Source organism: Flavobacterium sp. ARAG 55.4 (assembly GCF_051846875.1).
In the GTDB taxonomy this organism is placed as follows: Bacteria; Bacteroidota; Bacteroidia; order Flavobacteriales; family Flavobacteriaceae; genus Flavobacterium; species Flavobacterium plantiphilum.
In genome coordinates this window covers 289,211-307,249 of sequence record NZ_JBPYCT010000003.1, presented here as the reverse complement: position 1 = coordinate 307,249, position 18,039 = coordinate 289,211, and the positions used below count along the sequence as shown (strand labels likewise).

Annotated in this window: 11 protein-coding genes; 4 read left to right on the top strand and 7 right to left on the bottom strand. The window is 33.2% G+C overall.

Annotation, left to right across the window (positions count from 1 at the left end; translation table 11 throughout):
• Positions 1-134 precede the first annotated feature (134 nt).
• The gene (locus ACSV4D_RS05355; RefSeq protein ID WP_408081276.1) at positions 135-593 is read right to left on the bottom strand and encodes an RNA methyltransferase; all 459 of its coding nucleotides are present in this window, start codon (positions 591-593) and stop codon (positions 135-137) included.
• Positions 594-795: 202 nt separating this feature from the next.
• Between ACSV4D_RS05355 and gyrB the strand changes: the two genes are divergently transcribed.
• The 4 genes from gyrB (at position 796) to ACSV4D_RS05335 (ending at position 8,601) form a co-directional block, all read left to right on the top strand.
• Complete coding sequence (gene gyrB / locus ACSV4D_RS05350) at positions 796-2,739, top strand: DNA topoisomerase (ATP-hydrolyzing) subunit B (RefSeq protein WP_408081277.1); 1,944 nt, start codon at positions 796-798, stop codon at positions 2,737-2,739.
• Between the two features lie 89 nt (positions 2,740-2,828).
• Positions 2,829-3,764, top strand: coding sequence for a malate dehydrogenase (mdh, locus tag ACSV4D_RS05345; protein WP_408081278.1), 936 nt, complete (start codon positions 2,829-2,831; stop codon positions 3,762-3,764).
• Positions 3,765-3,987: 223 nt separating this feature from the next.
• Positions 3,988-6,960, top strand: a complete 2,973-nt coding sequence (secDF, locus tag ACSV4D_RS05340) for a protein translocase subunit SecDF (protein ID WP_439227422.1) — start codon at positions 3,988-3,990, stop codon at positions 6,958-6,960.
• Between the two features lie 180 nt (positions 6,961-7,140).
• The gene (locus tag ACSV4D_RS05335) at positions 7,141-8,601 is read left to right on the top strand and encodes a T9SS type B sorting domain-containing protein (RefSeq protein ID WP_439227421.1); all 1,461 of its coding nucleotides are present in this window, start codon (positions 7,141-7,143) and stop codon (positions 8,599-8,601) included.
• 49 nt (positions 8,602-8,650) lie between these two features.
• Here ACSV4D_RS05335 and ACSV4D_RS05330 read toward each other — a convergent pair whose 3' ends face one another.
• The 6 genes from ACSV4D_RS05330 to ACSV4D_RS05305 all read right to left on the bottom strand — a co-directional run bounded on the left by ACSV4D_RS05330 (position 8,651) and on the right by ACSV4D_RS05305 (position 17,965).
• The gene (locus ACSV4D_RS05330) at positions 8,651-9,745 is read right to left on the bottom strand and encodes a sensor histidine kinase (RefSeq protein ID WP_439227420.1); all 1,095 of its coding nucleotides are present in this window, start codon (positions 9,743-9,745) and stop codon (positions 8,651-8,653) included.
• On the bottom strand, positions 9,729-10,295 hold the full coding sequence (locus ACSV4D_RS05325) for a chemotaxis protein CheB (RefSeq protein ID WP_439227419.1): 567 nt from the start codon (positions 10,293-10,295) through the stop codon (positions 9,729-9,731). The genes ACSV4D_RS05330 and ACSV4D_RS05325 overlap by 17 nt, the downstream gene beginning before the upstream one ends.
• The gene (locus tag ACSV4D_RS05320; RefSeq protein ID WP_408081283.1) at positions 10,292-11,104 is read right to left on the bottom strand and encodes a CheR family methyltransferase; all 813 of its coding nucleotides are present in this window, start codon (positions 11,102-11,104) and stop codon (positions 10,292-10,294) included. Before ACSV4D_RS05320 ends, ACSV4D_RS05325 begins: the two co-directional genes overlap by 4 nt.
• Entirely contained in the window at positions 11,101-15,159 is a 4,059-nt protein-coding gene (locus ACSV4D_RS05315; protein ID WP_439227418.1) for a response regulator, read from the bottom strand. The genes ACSV4D_RS05320 and ACSV4D_RS05315 overlap by 4 nt, the downstream gene beginning before the upstream one ends.
• Before the next feature lie 134 nt (positions 15,160-15,293).
• Positions 15,294-16,004, bottom strand: coding sequence for a DUF4369 domain-containing protein (locus tag ACSV4D_RS05310; RefSeq protein WP_439227417.1), 711 nt, complete (start codon positions 16,002-16,004; stop codon positions 15,294-15,296).
• A gap of 101 nt (positions 16,005-16,105) precedes the next feature.
• Complete coding sequence (locus ACSV4D_RS05305; protein ID WP_439227416.1) at positions 16,106-17,965, bottom strand: M61 family metallopeptidase; 1,860 nt, start codon at positions 17,963-17,965, stop codon at positions 16,106-16,108.
• Between the last annotated feature and the right edge of the window lie 74 nt (positions 17,966-18,039).

Below are 18,039 nucleotides of genomic sequence, written 5' to 3'. Positions count from 1 at the left end.
TTTTTTTTTTTTTTTTTTTTTTTTTTTTTTGTTTGAATTTTTGGTTCGATACCGTTGTCTCATCGAGCGCAGTCGAGATGTTTTATCGGTTCCCGACTGCGCTCGAACTGATGATTGAAGAATATTATATTTTTTTATGATCTCGGCTTATTTAGTCCTCTGTCATAAAGTACAATCGTTCCTGCAACGGATACATTCAAGCTTTTTTCGGATTTGAATTTTACTAAAGAATGGCATTTTTCAATGGCTTGTTTAGAAAGTCCGTTGTCTTCAGCGCCTAATAAATACACACAGCGTCTAGGATGTTCAAAAGTTTCTAAATCTTCGGCTCTGTCATCTAATTCTACTCCAACTAAGCGAGCACCTTTAGGTAGGTTTTTGAAAAAATCATCAAAATTTTCATAATGGAAATAAGGCATCGATTTTACAGCGTTATGGGTGTCGCAAGCTTGTTTGGCATATCGATTACCAATAGTAAAAATAAAGCTGGCACCCAGGTTTTGTGCTGATCGCCATAAAACCCCGAGGTTTTCCGGTGTTTTGCCGTTTTGAATTCCGATTCCGAAAAACTCATTTATAAAATTATCATTCATAGTGCAAAAGTACAAACTGTTGCTAGAATTTTCAAGTTTCTGAATCGTTTAAATAAAACAGCTTCTTTTCTGATTTATCCTGTGAAATTGACATTTTTTGTTGATAACTTAAGAGCTTAAAAGGTTATTTTTAACGGTATATAAATTGCGTTTTTATATATTTGCGTGTTAGACAAAAAATTACATTTTTAGAATAAATTATATGAGCGAAGAAATCAATAAAGGAAATTATTCAGCAGATAGTATTCAGGCATTAGAGGGAATGGAGCACGTAAGAATGCGTCCTTCCATGTATATAGGAGATGTAGGAGTTCGTGGACTTCACCACTTAGTTTATGAGGTTGTAGATAACTCCATTGATGAGGCGATGGGAGGTCATTGTGACACGATTAGTGTTTCAATTAATGAAGATGGTTCTATTACTGTAGAAGATAATGGTCGTGGTATTCCGGTTGGAATTCATAAAAAAGAAGGGGTTTCAGCACTGGAAGTTGTAATGACTAAAATTGGTGCCGGAGGTAAATTTGATAAAGATTCCTATAAGGTTTCCGGGGGGTTACACGGGGTCGGAGTTTCTTGTGTGAACGCTTTGTCTACCCATTTAACGGCTACCGTTCATAGTAGTGATGGTAAAATTTACCAACAGGAGTATGAGAGAGGTAAAGCATTGTATCCGGTAAAACAAATTGGAGATACCAATAAAAGAGGAACCATTGTTACTTTTTATCCGGATCCGACTATTTTTACACAAACTACAGATTATTCTTACGATACATTGTCGGCGCGTATGCGTGAGTTGGCATTTTTAAATAAAGGAATTACAATTCATTTTTGTGATAAAAGAGAACTGGATGAAAAAGGAGAACCAGTAGGGGAGATTTTTCATTCGCAAGAAGGATTGAAAGAGTATATCCGTTATTTAGATGGAAACCGTGAGCCAATTATTGGGCATGTGATTTCAATGGATAATCAAAATGCGGAAATTCCGGTTGAGGTAGCTTTGATTTACAATACCAGTTATTCTGAGAATATCTTTTCTTATGTAAATAATATCAATACGCATGAAGGGGGAACACATTTGCAAGGTTTCAGAATGGGATTGACCCGTTCACTTAAGAAATATGCGGATGCTTCCGGAATGTTAGATAAGTTGAAATTTGATATTGCCGGAGATGATTTCCGTGAGGGATTGACAGCAATTATTTCGGTGAAAGTTGCAGAGCCACAATTTGAAGGACAAACTAAAACCAAACTTGGGAACAGAGAAGTTGTGTCTCCTGTAAGTCAGGCGGTAAGTGAAATGGTAGAAACTTATTTGGAAGAAAATCCAAATGATGCTAAAATCATTGTTCAAAAAGTAATTCTTGCGGCTCAGGCCCGTCATGCAGCTAAGAAAGCGCGTGAGATGGTACAGCGTAAAACCGTTATGGGTGGTGGTGGATTGCCAGGAAAATTATCAGATTGTTCTGAACAGGATCCGGCAAAATGTGAGGTGTATCTTGTCGAGGGAGATTCGGCAGGCGGAACTGCTAAACAAGGTCGTGACCGTAATTTTCAGGCTATTTTGCCTTTGAGAGGTAAGATTCTGAATGTAGAAAAAGCGATGCATCACAAGGTTTTTGAAAACGAAGAGATTCGAAATATATTTACAGCACTTGGAGTGACGGTTGGAACTGAAGAAGACAGTAAAGCTTTGAATATATCTAAATTGCGTTACCATAAAGTAATTATTATGTGTGATGCCGATGTTGATGGAAGCCACATTTCTACTTTGATTTTGACATTCTTCTTCCGTTTTATGAAAGAATTAATTGAAGAAGGACATGTGTATATTGCTGCTCCGCCTTTATACTTAGTTAAAAAAGGAAACAAAAAAGAATATGCATGGACTGATGTTCAACGTGATCAGGCTAACGAAAGAATGGGAGGAAGTGCCGCTATTCAGCGTTATAAAGGTCTTGGGGAAATGAATGCAGAACAATTGTGGGAAACTACAATGGATCCTAATTTCAGAACCTTACGTCAGGTAACTATTGAGAGTTTAGCAGAAGCAGATCGTGTTTTTTCTATGTTAATGGGAGATGAAGTACCGCCACGAAGAGAATTTATCGAGAAAAATGCTGTTTATGCTAATATTGACGCATAAAAAATAGTTTATTGGGTGGTGAATTTAAGCAATAAATTGTAGATTAGCAGGAGTTAACCAATTTTTAAATAACCGATAAACGTTAAAATATGAAAGTTACTATTGTAGGAGCAGGAAATGTTGGAGCAACCTGTGCAGATGTTATTTCTTATCGAGGAATAGCTAGTGAAGTAGTATTGTTAGATATCAAAGAAGGTTTTGCCGAAGGGAAAGCTTTGGATATTATGCAGTGTGCTACTGATACAGGATTTAATACCCGGGTGATAGGAGTTACTAATGATTATTCTAAAACTGCTGACAGTGATGTGGTAGTGGTTACTTCCGGGATTCCCAGAAAACCAGGGATGACTCGTGAAGAATTAATTGGTATTAATGCAGGTATTGTTAAATCTGTTGTAGAAAATATTTTAAAATATTCTCCTGATACTATTATTGTGATGGTTTCGAATCCAATGGATACGATGACTTATTTAGCATTGAAATCTACTGGTTTGCCTAAGAACAGAATTATAGGTATGGGTGGGATTTTAGATAGTTCCCGTTTTAGAACTTATCTTTCTCTTGCGTTAGATAAACCAGCAAATGATATCTCAGGAATGGTTATAGGAGGTCATGGTGATACAACGATGATTCCTTTAACGCGTTTGGCTTCTTATAATGGAATACCGGTTTCTCAATTTCTTTCAGAAGAAGTATTGAAAAAAGTAGCTGCTGATACTATGGTGGGTGGGGCAACTTTGACTGGACTTTTAGGGACATCAGCATGGTATGCGCCCGGAGCTTCAGTAGCTTTTTTAGTGGATAGTATTTTGAATGATCAGAAAAGAATGATTGCTTGTTCTGTTTACGTTGAAGGAGAATATGGTCAGAATGATATTTGTATAGGAGTGCCTTGTATTATAGGTAAAAATGGGGTAGAAGAGATAATCGATATCCAATTAAATGATAATGAAAAAGCCTTGTTTGCAAAAAGTGCCGATGCTGTTCGAACTATGAATGAAGCCTTGAAAAGCATTTTAGCTTAACATTTTTTCACATATAAAGTGAAGACTGCAATTTTGCAGTCTTTTTTTTGAGATTAATTAATAAATAAATTGGTTAATCTTAACCAGAATTATATATTTGCTCGGTTTAAAAAAAGATTTAGTAGATTCTGTTTTAATTTTCGGGAATAGATGCTATTTAAGTCTTTGTTTATGAAGGCTTAACACAAAATAATAAATTTAAAATAATTAATTTTTAGTAATAATGCAGAATAAAGGACTTATTAAATTTTTCGCAATTCTATTTGCATTGGTAAGTATTTACCAACTTTCATTCACTTTTGTCGCAAATAATATAAAAAATGATGCGAAAACTTTTGCTAATGGTAACTCTGAGAAAGAACTTAGGTATCTGGACTCTATTGGGAAAGAAAAAGTATTTAACCTGGGCTTTACAGACTTTACCTATAATGAAGTAAGTGACAAGCAAATTAATAAAGGACTTGACTTAGAAGGAGGAATCAATGTGATTCTTCAGATTTCGGTTAAAGATATCCTGAAAGGTTTATCTAATAACTCAAAAAATCCGGTTTTTAATAAATCATTAGCTGATGCTACGGCTGATTTAGAAGGAAACAAGCCTTATTTGGATAAATTTTTTGATGCTTTTGATGCAAATTCTAAAGGAACAGTAAAATTAGCTTCTCCTGATATTTTTGCTAACAGAAGTTTGCAGGGTGAAGGTGGTGTTGATTTTCAAATGTCTGATGCAGAAGTTAAAAAAGTTATCAGAAGAAAAGTTGACGAGTCGGTAGAAAGTGCTTTTGGCGTATTAAGAAAGCGTATTGATAAATTTGGTGTAACACAACCAAATATTCAAAAATTAGGAGAATCAGGAAGAATTCTTGTAGAACTTCCGGGTGCTAAAGATGTGGACAGAATTAAAAAGTTATTACAAAGTACTGCTCAGTTAGAGTTTTGGGAAACGTATAAAATTGAAGAAGTTGGTAACTTTTTAATGGCTGCGAATGAAGCTTTGAAAAAAACTGAAGTAAGTACTACTGAGGCAAAGCCTGTAGTTAAGGATTCATTGAGTGCTTTATTAACAGATGTTAAAGATTCTGCTGCTGCTAAAAAAGGAAATAATCCTTTATTAGACAAAATGGTTGGTCAGGGCGGAGGACCGGTTTTAGGTCTTTTCTCTCCTAAAGATACAGCAGTTATCAACGGTTATTTTAAGAGACCGGAAATCAAAAATTTATTACCTGCAGAATTACGTTATGTTAAATTTGTATGGGGGATTATTGAAAAATCTAAGGATACTAAAGATAAAGAAGTTGAAACAGTTGCTTTATATGCTCTAAGAGGAAACAGAGATAATGTTGCTTCAATGAGTGGAGGAGTTGTAACTGGTGCTAATGCAACTTTTGATCAATTAGGAAAACCATCTGTTTCTATAGAAATGAGTGGCCAGGGAGCTAAAACATGGGAAGAATTAACAGGAAGGGCATATACTCAAAAAACAAATATTGCTATTGTTTTAGATAATGTTGTTTATTCAGCTCCGGGTGTTTCCAGCGGACCTATCGCAGGAGGAAGATCTGAAATTTCAGGATCTTTCACTATAGATGAATCAACAGATTTAGCGAATGTTTTAAGAGCCGGTAAATTACCTGCTGCTGCTGATATTGTTCAGTCTGAAGTGGTAGGACCATCTTTAGGTCAGGAAGCTATTGATAATGGTACAACATCCGCTATTGTAGGATTGTTATTAGTGTCTTTATGGATGTTAGTTTATTATGGAAAAGCCGGTTGGTATGCAAATATTGCTTTGGCAGTTAACTTATTATTCTTATTCGGAATTTTAGCAAGTTTAGGAGCTGTATTGACATTGCCTGGTATTGCCGGTATTGTATTAACGATGGGTACTGCAGTTGATGCCAACATTATTATATACGAAAGAGCAAAAGAAGAATTGCGCGAAGGAAAATCGCTGGATGAAGCAGTTAAAATTTCATACAGCTGGACTGGAGCTATGCGTTCAATTGTAGATGCTAACGTAACACATATTTTAATTGGTGCTGTATTATTTATTTTTGGTTCAGGACCTATTAAAGGATTTGCTACAACCTTGTTAATAGGTATTGTAACGTCGTTGTTTACATCTATTTTTATTGCGAGAATTTTTATTGATAAGAACATTGTTAAGAAAGCAGATTTATCTTTTGTAACTAACTTTTCTAAAAATTTCTTCACTAATTTCCATTTTGATTTCTTAAAAGTTAAGAAAATTACTTATATCTTTTCTGCAATCGTAATTGTTGTTAGTGTATTTTCACTTGCGACAAATGGTTTAGATCAGGGAGTAGATTTTGTTGGAGGAAGAACATTCCAGGTTCGTTTTGAAAAACCAGTTGAAACTGAAGTTGTAAAAGGAGAATTAGCTCAGGTTTTTGATGGTAGTGCTGAGGTGAAAATCTTTGGTAACGACAATCAGTTAAAGATTACTACTAAATATAAAGTAGAAGAGCATGGTACTAAAGCTGATGAGGAAGTAAATAAAGTTTTATTTGAAACTTTAAAACATTATTATGCATCAGATATCACTTATGAGAAGTTTGTTAATGCTTATGATGGTAAAAAAGTAGGTATTCTTCAGGCGTCTAAAGTAGGACCAACAGTTGCTGAGGATATCAAAGCGAATGCATACTGGGCAGTATTGGGAGCAATGTTTATTGTATTCTTGTATCTGTTAATTAGTTTCAGAAAATGGCAATATGGTTTAGGAGCTATTGCAGCGGTAGCGCATGACGTTATCTTTGTATTAGGTATCTATTCATTATGCTATAAATTTATGCCTTTCGGTATGGAAATTGACCAGCACTTTATTGCGGCAATCCTTACCGTTATTGGATACTCTATGAATGATACTGTAATTGTATTTGACAGGGTTCGTGAATTCTTGGATGGAAAAACAAAAGGGAATTTTTCTGAAATTGTAAATAAATCTATTAATTCAACAATGTCAAGAACAATTAATACTTCATTGACAATGATTTTAGTATTATTAATCATGTTTGTCTTTGGAGGAGAATCAATCAGAGGATTTATCTTTGCAATGCTTGTGGGTATTGTTGTAGGAACGTATTCTTCATTATTTGTAGCTACTCCTGTATTAGTAGACTGTATTTCAGTGGATGATAAAAAAGAAATTGAAGAAAAGCATAAAGAAAACTAAACTGTTATCTATTTATATGAAAGAGACTCAACTTATGTTGGGTCTTTTTTTTGAAAATAATTCAAAAATTTTTCAGTTTGATTATAACAACATTTAATTTTTTATCAAAACCCTGTTTTTTATATATTTACTTCATAATTGATTTCACCCCCAAATTTCAATCCATTTAAAATTTGTACAATGAAAAAGAATTACTTTTTATTTGTCTTTATAAGCCTTTTTGCTCTTTTTTTCGATGCTGAATTGTTAGCGGAAACTCCTCAACCTACAGGAAACGTAACCTATTACTATTGTATTGGAGATACCGCAGCTCCATTAACCGCCGGAGGAGTAAATTTATTGTGGTATACTTCAGCTTCAGGTGGTACAGGGTCGTCAACTGCTCCAACACCTTCTACCGCTACGGCAGGAACCACCACTTATTATGTAACTCAGACTATTGCAACAGTAGAAAGTTCAAGGAAAGCTATTACAGTGAATGTTAATAAACAATTTATTCTGTTTTGTGCAGGGAGTACATCAAATTCAGTAAGTTTTGATTTTGCGAATGTAGGACAATCTCGATTTGATTATAGTTATACGGTAGATGGTACAGGTCCATTTCCAGGTACACAAACAACTCCCACCAGTTATACAGTTAATGGTTTACTTGAAGGACAAACGGTGGTATTTACAGTGACCGCTGTAGATGCTCCATCCTGTGTTGCTAATCGCACTCTTTCGGCAAGTTGTACTACAAGATGTACAACTCGTTACGATGCAACTTTCGATCCAATTGGACCAATTTGTGCCAGTGACCCTGCACCAACTTTACCTGCCACATCTTTAGAAGGTTATCCAGGAAACTGGTCTCCTTCTGTAATAGATAAAACTGCTACTAGAACTTATACATTTACTCCGACCAATAAATGTATTAATGTTCAAACAATGACTATCGTTGTAAATCCAGATAATCCCGGTTTTGAAGATTATACGATTTGTTCAGGAAGTGGTGCATTTGCTTTGAATAATGTGTCACCAAATAATGTTAGCGGAACTTGGAGTCCTACTAATATTGTTGATGATATTAATAGTGATTCTTATACTTTTACACCAGATCCAGATGAGTGTGCATCACAGCAAACTATAAATGTTACTGTTATACCATCAAATACTTTAATCGATTTTAGCTGGACCGTAACAGAAGCTTTTGCTGAAAATCAAAAAATTACTGTTTCGGCAACAGCTGCAGGAGGTAATTATCTGTATCAGGTAGATGATGGACCATTTCAGTCTAATCCTGTTTTTGAACAAGTTGCATCAGGTACTCATTCTATAACCGTTACAGATGAATCGGGCTGTAGTGTTCCCATAACTAAGGATGGTGTATTAGTTGTAAACTTTCCTAAATATTTCACTCCTAATAATGATGGTTTTAATGATACCTGGAATGTAAATGAATTAAGTTCACAGCCTCAAGCTTACATTCATATATTTGATCGCTACGGAAAGTTCTTAAAACAGATAAGCCCTAATGCTAACGGCTGGAATGGTAGTTATAATGGCTATTTACTGCCGGCTGATGATTACTGGTTTGTGATACATTATAAAGAAAACAATATTGATAAAGAATTCAAATCGCATTTTTCATTAAAGCGATAATATTAAAAAAGGAATTGCCAGATGGTAATTCCTTTTTTACTTATTTTAATTATGATGTCTTTAAATGGGAGATTATAAATTGTGATCCATTTTTATATTGGGCATTGTGGTATACTTTTACTTCGTTTCTTTCGGCTAATTTCCGTACTAAATTTAATCCCATTCCGGTGCCGGAATCACCCCTTGAAGATTGCCCAAGTGTATAAAACATCTGAAATATTTTTTCAGATTGATTTTCAGGAATTCCGGGACCATTGTCTGTAATGGCTATTTGTTTTTGAATTTCATCAAAAGAAATGTTTATCTCAGTGGTTTCTTTATCATTGTATTTGATGGCATTGGAGACTAAGTTTTGAATAATTTGTTTGAAAGCTACCGATTGAAAATCAATGGTATGATTTAAATTATCTTTAGTTATTTTAATATTCCCATTAGGATTAATCAGTTTTATGACAGCATTCACTTCGCTCAGGATGTTAATAGTCTCTTTACCGTCATTGTTTTCCACATTTTTAGAATAATGAAGCAAATCATCAATCAGTTTAGACATTGACATCGCCGAAGATTTTACCATATCAAATAAGTCCGTTGCTTCTTCTTTAAGATCCAGTAAATGCTCTTCTTCAATAAATTCAACCAGGGATTTAATATTATTTAAAGGTGTTTTTAAATCATGAGCAATAATATTGGCAAATTGCTCTAATTCTCCATTTTTAGCGACCAGTTTTTCGTTTAACATTTTCAATTCCTGATCATAATCCCAAATTTTGAGGAACGAATCAACTTTTTTACGCGTTATTTCCGTTACTAATGGTTTGAATAAAAAATCAATTGCCCCTAAATCATACGCTTTATTGATATATTTAGCTTCATCGCTGATAGCTGTTACAAATATGGTTGGAATGTTGGCTGTATTAGGATGTTGCTTCGTTATTTCAACAAATTCATAACCGTCCATTTCAGGCATTTGTACATCTACTAAAATAAGAGAAACCTTTTCTTTTAATAAAATCTGTAATCCTTCGTTACCGGAGTTGCAGGTAATTATTTCTCTCTCAGGTTTCTCCAGCATGCTTTTTAATGCTATTAAATTAGCTGGTTTGTCATCAATTAGTAATAGTGTATGTTTATTGGTTGCATTCATTGTTCAGCAGGTTTATGATATTTTTAGTATTTAGTTCTTTGTGTTTGTTATAAATTGTTTTTGCGGCTTGGGGCATGTTTGCAAATTCGGCTTCATTACAATCCTGAATGATAGTTTTTCCATTATTCTCGGCCATAATTTTTAAGCCGTTAGCTCCGTCATGGTTGGAACCGGATAGTAATATCCCGCAACATTTTTCCAGTAGAACAGTTGAAAAAGATTCGAATGTCACATCTATGGAAGGGCGGCTAAAATTAACGAGTTCGGATACATCAAGAGAGAAATTGTAATCTTCTTCCAGTAATACGTGATAATCTGCCGGAGCCGTATAGAGATTGCCATTTTTCATTGGCTCTTTGTCTTCAATTTCTTTGACTGTATAATGAGTATTTCTTTGTAAAATGGATTCAAAAGAAGAGGTTGCATTTTTTAAGCGGTGTAAAACAATCACAATAGGAATATTTATACGTTTGTCTAATTGATTTAAAATAGACAAAATAGTATTAAAGGCTCCTGCCGAACCACCTATTATGATGACTTTAGGTTTCATTTTATTTTCTGATATATTTTTTCTTCACGATCTATTTCTTTAAAATTTTCATAAACAGAACTAAATCGTAACGATTCCTTTTTCCCAATCGCTAAAAAACCGTGAACAGGGAGGCTCTGATAAAATAATTCTAAAGCTTTATTTTGTAAATTGGTGTTGAAGTAAATTAAAACATTACGGCAAAGTATAAGCTGGCATTCCTTGAAAACACCATCTGCAACTAAATTATGATTAGAAAATAAGATATTTTGTTTAAACTCCGAATGAATCATCGAATGCCTGTGATCTGAAACAAAATAATCATTTAACGATTCTTTGCCGCCGCACTCGTAGTAATTCTTTGTGTATTCTTTAAAATTTGTATTGTCATAAATACCTTTTCGGGAACGTTCTATAGCATTACTACTGATGTCTGTAGCATAAATTCTTGTTTTGGTATAAAGATTATTTTCTTTTAAAAGAATATTTAAAGAATAGGTTTCTTCGCCAAAAGAGCAGCCTGCGCTCCAGATGTTTATTTTAGGATAACTGTCAAGATAAGGAAACACCTTTTGTTGTAAGGATTTAAAAAAGCTGGGATCCCTGAAAAACTCACTTACATTTACCACAATTTCATTAATAAAATTCTGAAAAACAGCCGGATTATTAATAAGCTCAAATTTTAAATCAACAACATTTTTCATCGCATGAATATCCATAAAACGATTGATTCTTCTAAGCATTGAAGCTTTAGAATAATCTGAAAAATCATAGTCGAATTGTTTTTTTATAGTGAAAAGCAATTCATCAAGTTCTTTTAATGTTATCATTTGTATATCCAGATACTGATTAATGAAATGAGTTTTTGAATATCAATAGGTTTCGATTGATAATCAGAAGCTCCTGCTTTTAGGATTTCATCGCGGTCTCCTTTCATTGCCTTTGCTGTTAAAGCAATGATCGGTAAGTTTTTCCATTTTCCATTTTCTCTAATTTTTCTGGTAGCTTCAAATCCATCCATTTCAGGCATCATAATATCCATTAGAACAATATCAAAGTCAGGATGCTCTTCCAGTGCATTTAAGGCTTCAATTCCATTAAAAGCGGTTGTAATTACGGCTCCTTTACTGGTTAAAGCAGCTGATAAAGCATAGATATTACGAATGTCATCATCCACAATGAGAATATTCTTGTCTTTTAAAATTTCACCTCCGGATAAATTAGGAGCCGTTTTGTAATCGGTGTTTTCTACAGTTTCTATTTTGTTTAAAAACAATAAAATTTCATCTTTTAATCTTTCCGTAGCGTTGTTTGTTTTAATCACAATGCTGTCGGCACTTTTTTCCAGTTCTAATTGTTCATTATCACTTAATGTTTTTCCTGTATTGATGATGATTTTAATGTTTTTATTTTTAGACCTGCTTTTTAACTCAGAAATGGCTTTTATATTGTCAGAATCCGGTAAGCCTAAATCTATAATCGCACAGTCAATTTCCACATTGCTCAGGATATTTTCAGCCTCCGATCTAGAATAAGCCTGCAGACAAATGGTGTTTTTATCATTAGCATGTAAAAGTTGTTTGATTGAATAATTTAGTTTTTCATCATCTTCTAAAATAAGCACTTTTTTAAATACTTTATTTATTTCATCATCAATTGATTGGAAAGCATTTTTTAGTTTTTCAGGTGTAATAGGTTTTACCAGAAAATCAAATGCTCCCATTTCTTTGGCTAATTTTTCTCTTTTCATTCCGGACATGACGTGAACCGGAATATGTTTTAATTCGGCATCTTCTTTTAGCCATTTTAAAACTGTCCAGCCATCAATTCCGGGTAATTTCATGTCCAGAATAATAGCTTTCGGATTGTATTTTTTGGCATATTGAAAACCGGTTTCTCCCTGATGTGCAATAATTGCCTTAAATCCATTATTATGAGCCACCTGAAGTAATACTTCGGCAAATGAAGGATCGTCTTCAATAATTAAAATACTTTTATCATCGATATCAGCCTTATGGCGATCATCCTGAATATTGGCAGAGAGATCAACAAATTCCTCATTAGGTTTCGGATATTCTGATTCAATTTGTTCTGTAGAAACAGTTTCGGGAACAGTTACCACAGGAGTAATACTGTCATTGTTTCCCACATACTTTACAGGAATCAGAATACCAAAACTGCTTCCCTGATTGAGCTGACTGTCAAAAAAGACTTCCCCTTCGAGTAAATCAGCTAATTGTTTGGAAATGTATAAACCTAAACCGGTTCCTCCATATTTTCTGCTGGTTGAACTGTCTGCCTGCTGGAAACTTTGAAATAGCTTTTTCTTATTTTCTTCAGAAATTCCAATACCATTGTCTTTTACTTCAATAGAAAGAATCTGGTTATTAGCTAATGAAGCCAGTTTAGGATTGTTAAATTCCCGATTCTCAAAAGGCTTATCAAAAGTCATTGCTACAGTTCCTCCGTTTGGAGTGAATTTTAATGCATTAGAAAGGAAGTTTTTCAGAATTTGTTCAATTTTACCTACATCACTATAAATTTCTCTCGGACAATCCTCCGTGATTTTTGTTTCAAATCGGATTTCTTTTTTATTCATCTGTGCTCTGAAAAGTCCGTCCATATCCGAAAATATCCTCTCAGAAACAGTGTTTTCAGGGTAGATTTCGACCTTTCCGGCTTCAATTTTTGAGATGTCTAAAATATCAGTAATTAAGTTTAGTAAATCTTTTCCCGAAGTATTAATGACAGATAAATTTTCTAATTGTGTATTTGTCAGGTTTCCGGAAACATTATCTTTTAATAAATCCGAAAGAATTAAAATACTGTTTAATGGTGTTCTTAATTCATGAGACATATTCGCCAGAAATTCTGATTTATATTTGCTGGCCTTAGCAATTTCTTCTGATTTTTTATTTAATTCTTCCTGTGCTATGATAAGATCATCGTTCTTTTTCTCGATCTCATGATTTTTATTTTCAAGTTCTCTGCTTTTTTCCTCCAGATACGCATTAGTCTGCTCGAGTTCGGCAGCCTGATTTTTTAATTCTTCTTCAGATTGTTGCAGCAATAAAGTATGTTTGTTCAGTTCCTCATTATTTTGCCTTAATTCTTCTTCCTGAACTTGTAAAATGTTGTTTTTATTATTTATTTCTTCGATAGATATTTTTAATTCTTCATTTCTGATGAACACCTCGATTGCACTTCCTAATGAATCTTTTAAGGTCGTTAATAATTTTTGATCTCTCTGAGTGAAATTCTCAAGAGAACCTATTTCTATAACACCAATTACTGCGTTTTTATACGAAAGGGGTGTGATTAAAACATTATATACAGGAGCTTTGCCTAATGAAGATGCAATGTATGAGTATTCTTTGTTTAGATTATTATAACATTTTTGTTCATTAGATTTAACTGCTTCACCTACTAAGCCTTCTCCTATGGCGATAATTTCTGGACTGCAATTATTGTCAGCATAACTTCCTGTTTTTAGCAAGTTATTGTTGTTATTATGATAATCTACGGTGTAAAATACAGCCTGACATCCATGGGTTTGAGAGCATAAAACTTTACTTAAATTATCGCCAAAGTTTTGAATGTCTTTAGATTCAATAATGGTTTTATTTACATCAATTATATTTTTTTCTAAAAGACTGTTTTCTACTGCTTCATCGTTAAATCTTTTTAAATCTAACGACATGGTGTTTAGTGACTGATTTAATGTGTCTGCTTCACTTCTCACTTTTATGGTTTCACCAAAATGTCCTGAACTTATTTCTGTAGCCAGATTAATTTGTTCTTTTATAGCACCGGTTAATTTTTTAAAAGATTCTCGAATAGAATCTAATTCAATATTTCCATTAAGAATATGTTGAAAATCAGTGTATCCAAGTGCTATTTTTTCAATTTTAAATGCAATTGTTTTTAAGGACTTAGAAGTATTTGTTATTAATTTATAGACCAGAATAGTAGTTGTAATTAATAATAGCGAAAGCCATATTATTGCAATTATGGCAGAATCCACCGTGTTATCTTTTTCGTGTTGGGCTAATGCAAGAATATGATTTAGCTTTTTAGTTTTGATAGCATTAATTTTTTCATTAACAGCAGTTGATTTATTCCACCATTCTTCGGGTGTAACAGTGACTGTATTGTTGAGAATAGCTTCTGAATTTTTTAAAAAAGATTGAAATACTGTTGAATTTTTAAAATCAATAATTTCATCATTGATTTTGAGATTGTTGAAATTTTTTAACTTAAAATCAGTGTTTCTGTTTAGCTGCCTCATATTATCATAATAGCCATACAAATCAGAATGAACACTGTCATGGGTTAATTTATGGAATACAATAGCTCTTATCAGATTAGCTACTGTTTTTGTTTCGATATAAGATTTGAAATTATTAGCTGATTTAGCCAGATTTACATTTTCGCAATTCACAATTTCTCTTTCGATTAAATTGTTCAGGATATTGTTGATATTGGTATAATCATTAAATGTTTGTAATGACGAAACAGAGTTGTTACTTTCATTCTGATGAATTTTGTTTAAAATTGTTCTGGCCTCCTGAATACTTGTAATAACAATGCTGTCTGTAGAAGTTAGTTTAGAGAACCATTCACTAGATTGTTCCATTTTTAATTTGAAATCCACTTTTTTAGCCGGATCAAATCTGGAATATTCATTTAGCGTCCTTTCGTTATTAATAAGTGTTATAGCTTCCGAAAATGCAGCAATCTTGTCAATGTTTTCAATACTGTTATCAATTCGGGAAAACTTTTGATAACTGTTATTGATGTTTGAAATAGTAAAATAAATAAGTCCGGAAACAGGTATTAAAAGAATTAAAATTAATTGTTTCTTAAAAGATAAGGTTTTCCACATATGAGGCAGTAGGTTAGATGGCTGTTTATTTGTTTTTTTGAGATATAAATATTGGGGATATTTTGAGTAAAAATAAAAAAAGCATTTCAAATATTACCTGAAATGCTTTAGTTTAATTGATTTAAAAAAAGAAATTAATTGGCTTTTTTTAATGTATTGATATAGTTAGTAAGTTTTTTACCGTAGAATGACTGAGCTACTTTTGGGGTCATAGCGTTTTGAATAGTATCTAAATATTTAATATTAATATCGTAGACTTCAGCTAATCCAATATAAGGAGCAATTTCGTGGTCTTTATTGTTTATGGCAAAGTTAATAGCAAATAAATATTTACGTTTTAAATTTAAATCCTGTAATTGGCTCAGGCTGTCAATAGCTTTACTGTCTTTTCTTTTGATTGCTTTAAATTTTTGCTCAATCAGCGTTAAGTTTTCATCTTTATACCTTGCGCTTGTTTTCTTGTATTCCTCATACAAGTCGTGGTTTTTTGAGCCGGTAATTTTTGCACCTGAAAGGAAAGCATCCAGATTAGTTTCGATATTTATATTTCCCGGTTCAGCAAAAAACATAAGGTTGTTGTCTAATGAATTGCTGACACCACGGTCTAAAAACAAATACAGCATTTCGGGAGATTTTAACTCTACATCACTTTCAAAATGAGAGTTTCCGTCAATTTTAATAGTGTCAATGGCAATTAATGAAGTATCTACTATTTTTTGAATGTATAAGGTACCTTCTTTTAATCCTTTTACATTTCCTGTGATGTGTAAATCTCCTTTTTGTTCTTTTTTGTTGCATGAAGCGATGCATACTATAGCTGCTAATGCAAGAATCGTTTTTTTCATTGGGTTGGTTATTTGGTGCAAAGTAAAGAAAATAGTTTAAAAGCAAAGAAATCCTTTTATACTATTTTTAAATTATAGTTTTGAGTTTTTTTAGTTGGTATTTAGTCTTTCAGCCAGGCTTCTTTTAGCTGTTTTTTTGATGTATCAGTAACTTCAATGTACAGTTTCTCCTGATAAGGTAAGTGAACTGTTCCTTTGATTAACTGTTCTTTTCCATTTCGTTTGATTTTTATCTCAATGGCTTCATTTTCTTTCCATTTGTCACTTTCATTAATCATGTCATAAATGTTTTCATAGGAATAAGTAATCTGATTAATTGCTAAGATAACATCCCCTCCTTTTAATCCCAGCTGATTAAAAAACGGATTTAGTTCGCTGTTCGGAATTACGCTTATTTCATTATTATTTGGGTTAACTAAAACATAAGGAGTTGTTTTGTCTTTTATAAAAACCGAAGCAGGAACCTGTTTTGTGGTTTGTGTTAATCCCACTTTGGCTAAATATAAATCATAAGGTATAGGTGTAGTTCCAGCGACATACGTTTTTAAGAATTCGCCCACTTCAGGATAAGTTAAGGCAGTGATTTTATCAAATAATTCACTGTCGTTAAATGGTTTTGAAACACCATATTCATTGGCTAGTTTTTGCATTAAATCAAGAATACCTCTTTCGCCGTTGCTTTTTTCTCTGATGATGATATCAATACACATTCCTATTAAAGCTCCTTTTTGATATACATTCAGATATTGATCTTTATAAGGCTGCTCCAATACATTTGCACTCATTTTTGTAAATGACATAGTGTCATTTAAAGCTTTGGATTCTTCAATTTTTTCGGCAATTCTGTTGTAAAAATCTTCTTCCGGAATCAGATTTTGGTTGATTTGGAAAAGATTAGCAAAATATTCGGTAACACCTTCATACATCCACAGATGTTCAGACATTTTAGGATTGTTATAATCAAAAAACTGAATTTCTTTAGAATGAATAGTCAATGGAGTTACAATGTGAAAAAATTCATGCGAAACAACATCCATCATTGATTTGACTAATTCTTCTTTTTCCATTATTTCAGGCAATACTACAGTAGTTGCAGTAGGATGTTCTAAGGCACCAAAACCGTGCGCGTCATCTTCTTTCATATTGGATAAATATAAAAGAACAGAATATTTTTTAGTAGCATTAATTTTTCCTAAAAAGTGTTTTTGTGAGGTCATCATCGTTTTCATTTCAGGAGTAATGCTCTGGGCAGTATACTTTCCTGATGGCGAATAAACGCTAATCTGAATGTCCATTCCGTCCACATTGAAAGTTGTGTAATCCGGTTTAGAATACATAATAGGATTTTCTACAAGCTCAGCATAACGGGATGTTTTAAAACTATCAGAAGTTGTGCTGTTATCCAAATCTGTCATTGAAGTACTTCCCCATAAATCAGCAGGATGATTCACAGTCAGCTGGTAGGGTGTAGCCATGAAATCTTCAAAATAGCCAATAAAACAATGCGTATTGATCATGAAATTTTTGCCTGCATCAATGTTAGATCCTGCCGGGGAGAAGACATCTTCTTTTCCAAAACCGGTTCCTTTTTCAATATCAAATGTATCGTTGACTAAGTACGTAATTTTGCTTAAAGCTGTTGCTTTAGTGATAGACCAGGAGTTTTCATCCAGTTTTTGTACAGTTAATAACCTTCCTTTTTTATCGTAAGCTTTTAACTCTTCAATGTATTTCCCGTAATTGTCTTCAGAATAAGTGCCGGGAACTGTTTTGGGAATGCGGTAAATAATTTGCTCAGAAGTAATTTGCGGCGCATTTACAGTAACTAATACCTGGTCGTTTTTAACTTCAGTGAGATTAATTGTGGCCTGAATTAATTGTTCTTTTGCTGTTTTATTGTTGATTGATTTACAACTCCAAAGCATTGTAGTCAATGCTAATATCAGTATTATTCTTTTCATTTTAAAGGAGGTTTACAAGTGTTTTTTGTCTTGAATATAAACGACAAATAAGATATAAAAAAACACTCATGATT

Excerpts from the sequence above, each read along its gene's own strand:
- mdh (WP_408081278.1), top strand. The coding sequence starts at position 2,829 with ATGAAAGTTACTATTGTAGGAGCAGGAAATGTTGGAGCAACCTGTGCA.
- ACSV4D_RS05335 (WP_439227421.1), top strand. The coding sequence starts at position 7,141 with ATGAAAAAGAATTACTTTTTATTTGTCTTTATAAGCCTTTTTGCTCTT.
- ACSV4D_RS05315 (WP_439227418.1), bottom strand. The coding sequence starts at position 15,159 with ATGTGGAAAACCTTATCTTTTAAGAAACAATTAATTTTAATTCTTTTA.
- secDF (WP_439227422.1), top strand. The coding sequence starts at position 3,988 with ATGCAGAATAAAGGACTTATTAAATTTTTCGCAATTCTATTTGCATTG.
- ACSV4D_RS05305 (WP_439227416.1), bottom strand. The coding sequence starts at position 17,965 with ATGAAAAGAATAATACTGATATTAGCATTGACTACAATGCTTTGGAGT.
- ACSV4D_RS05330 (WP_439227420.1), bottom strand. The coding sequence starts at position 9,745 with ATGAATGCAACCAATAAACATACACTATTACTAATTGATGACAAACCA.
- ACSV4D_RS05325 (WP_439227419.1), bottom strand. The coding sequence starts at position 10,295 with ATGAAACCTAAAGTCATCATAATAGGTGGTTCGGCAGGAGCCTTTAAT.
- ACSV4D_RS05320 (WP_408081283.1), bottom strand. The coding sequence starts at position 11,104 with ATGATAACATTAAAAGAACTTGATGAATTGCTTTTCACTATAAAAAAA.
- gyrB (WP_408081277.1), top strand. The coding sequence starts at position 796 with ATGAGCGAAGAAATCAATAAAGGAAATTATTCAGCAGATAGTATTCAG.
- ACSV4D_RS05355 (WP_408081276.1), bottom strand. The coding sequence starts at position 593 with ATGAATGATAATTTTATAAATGAGTTTTTCGGAATCGGAATTCAAAAC.
- ACSV4D_RS05310 (WP_439227417.1), bottom strand. The coding sequence starts at position 16,004 with ATGAAAAAAACGATTCTTGCATTAGCAGCTATAGTATGCATCGCTTCA.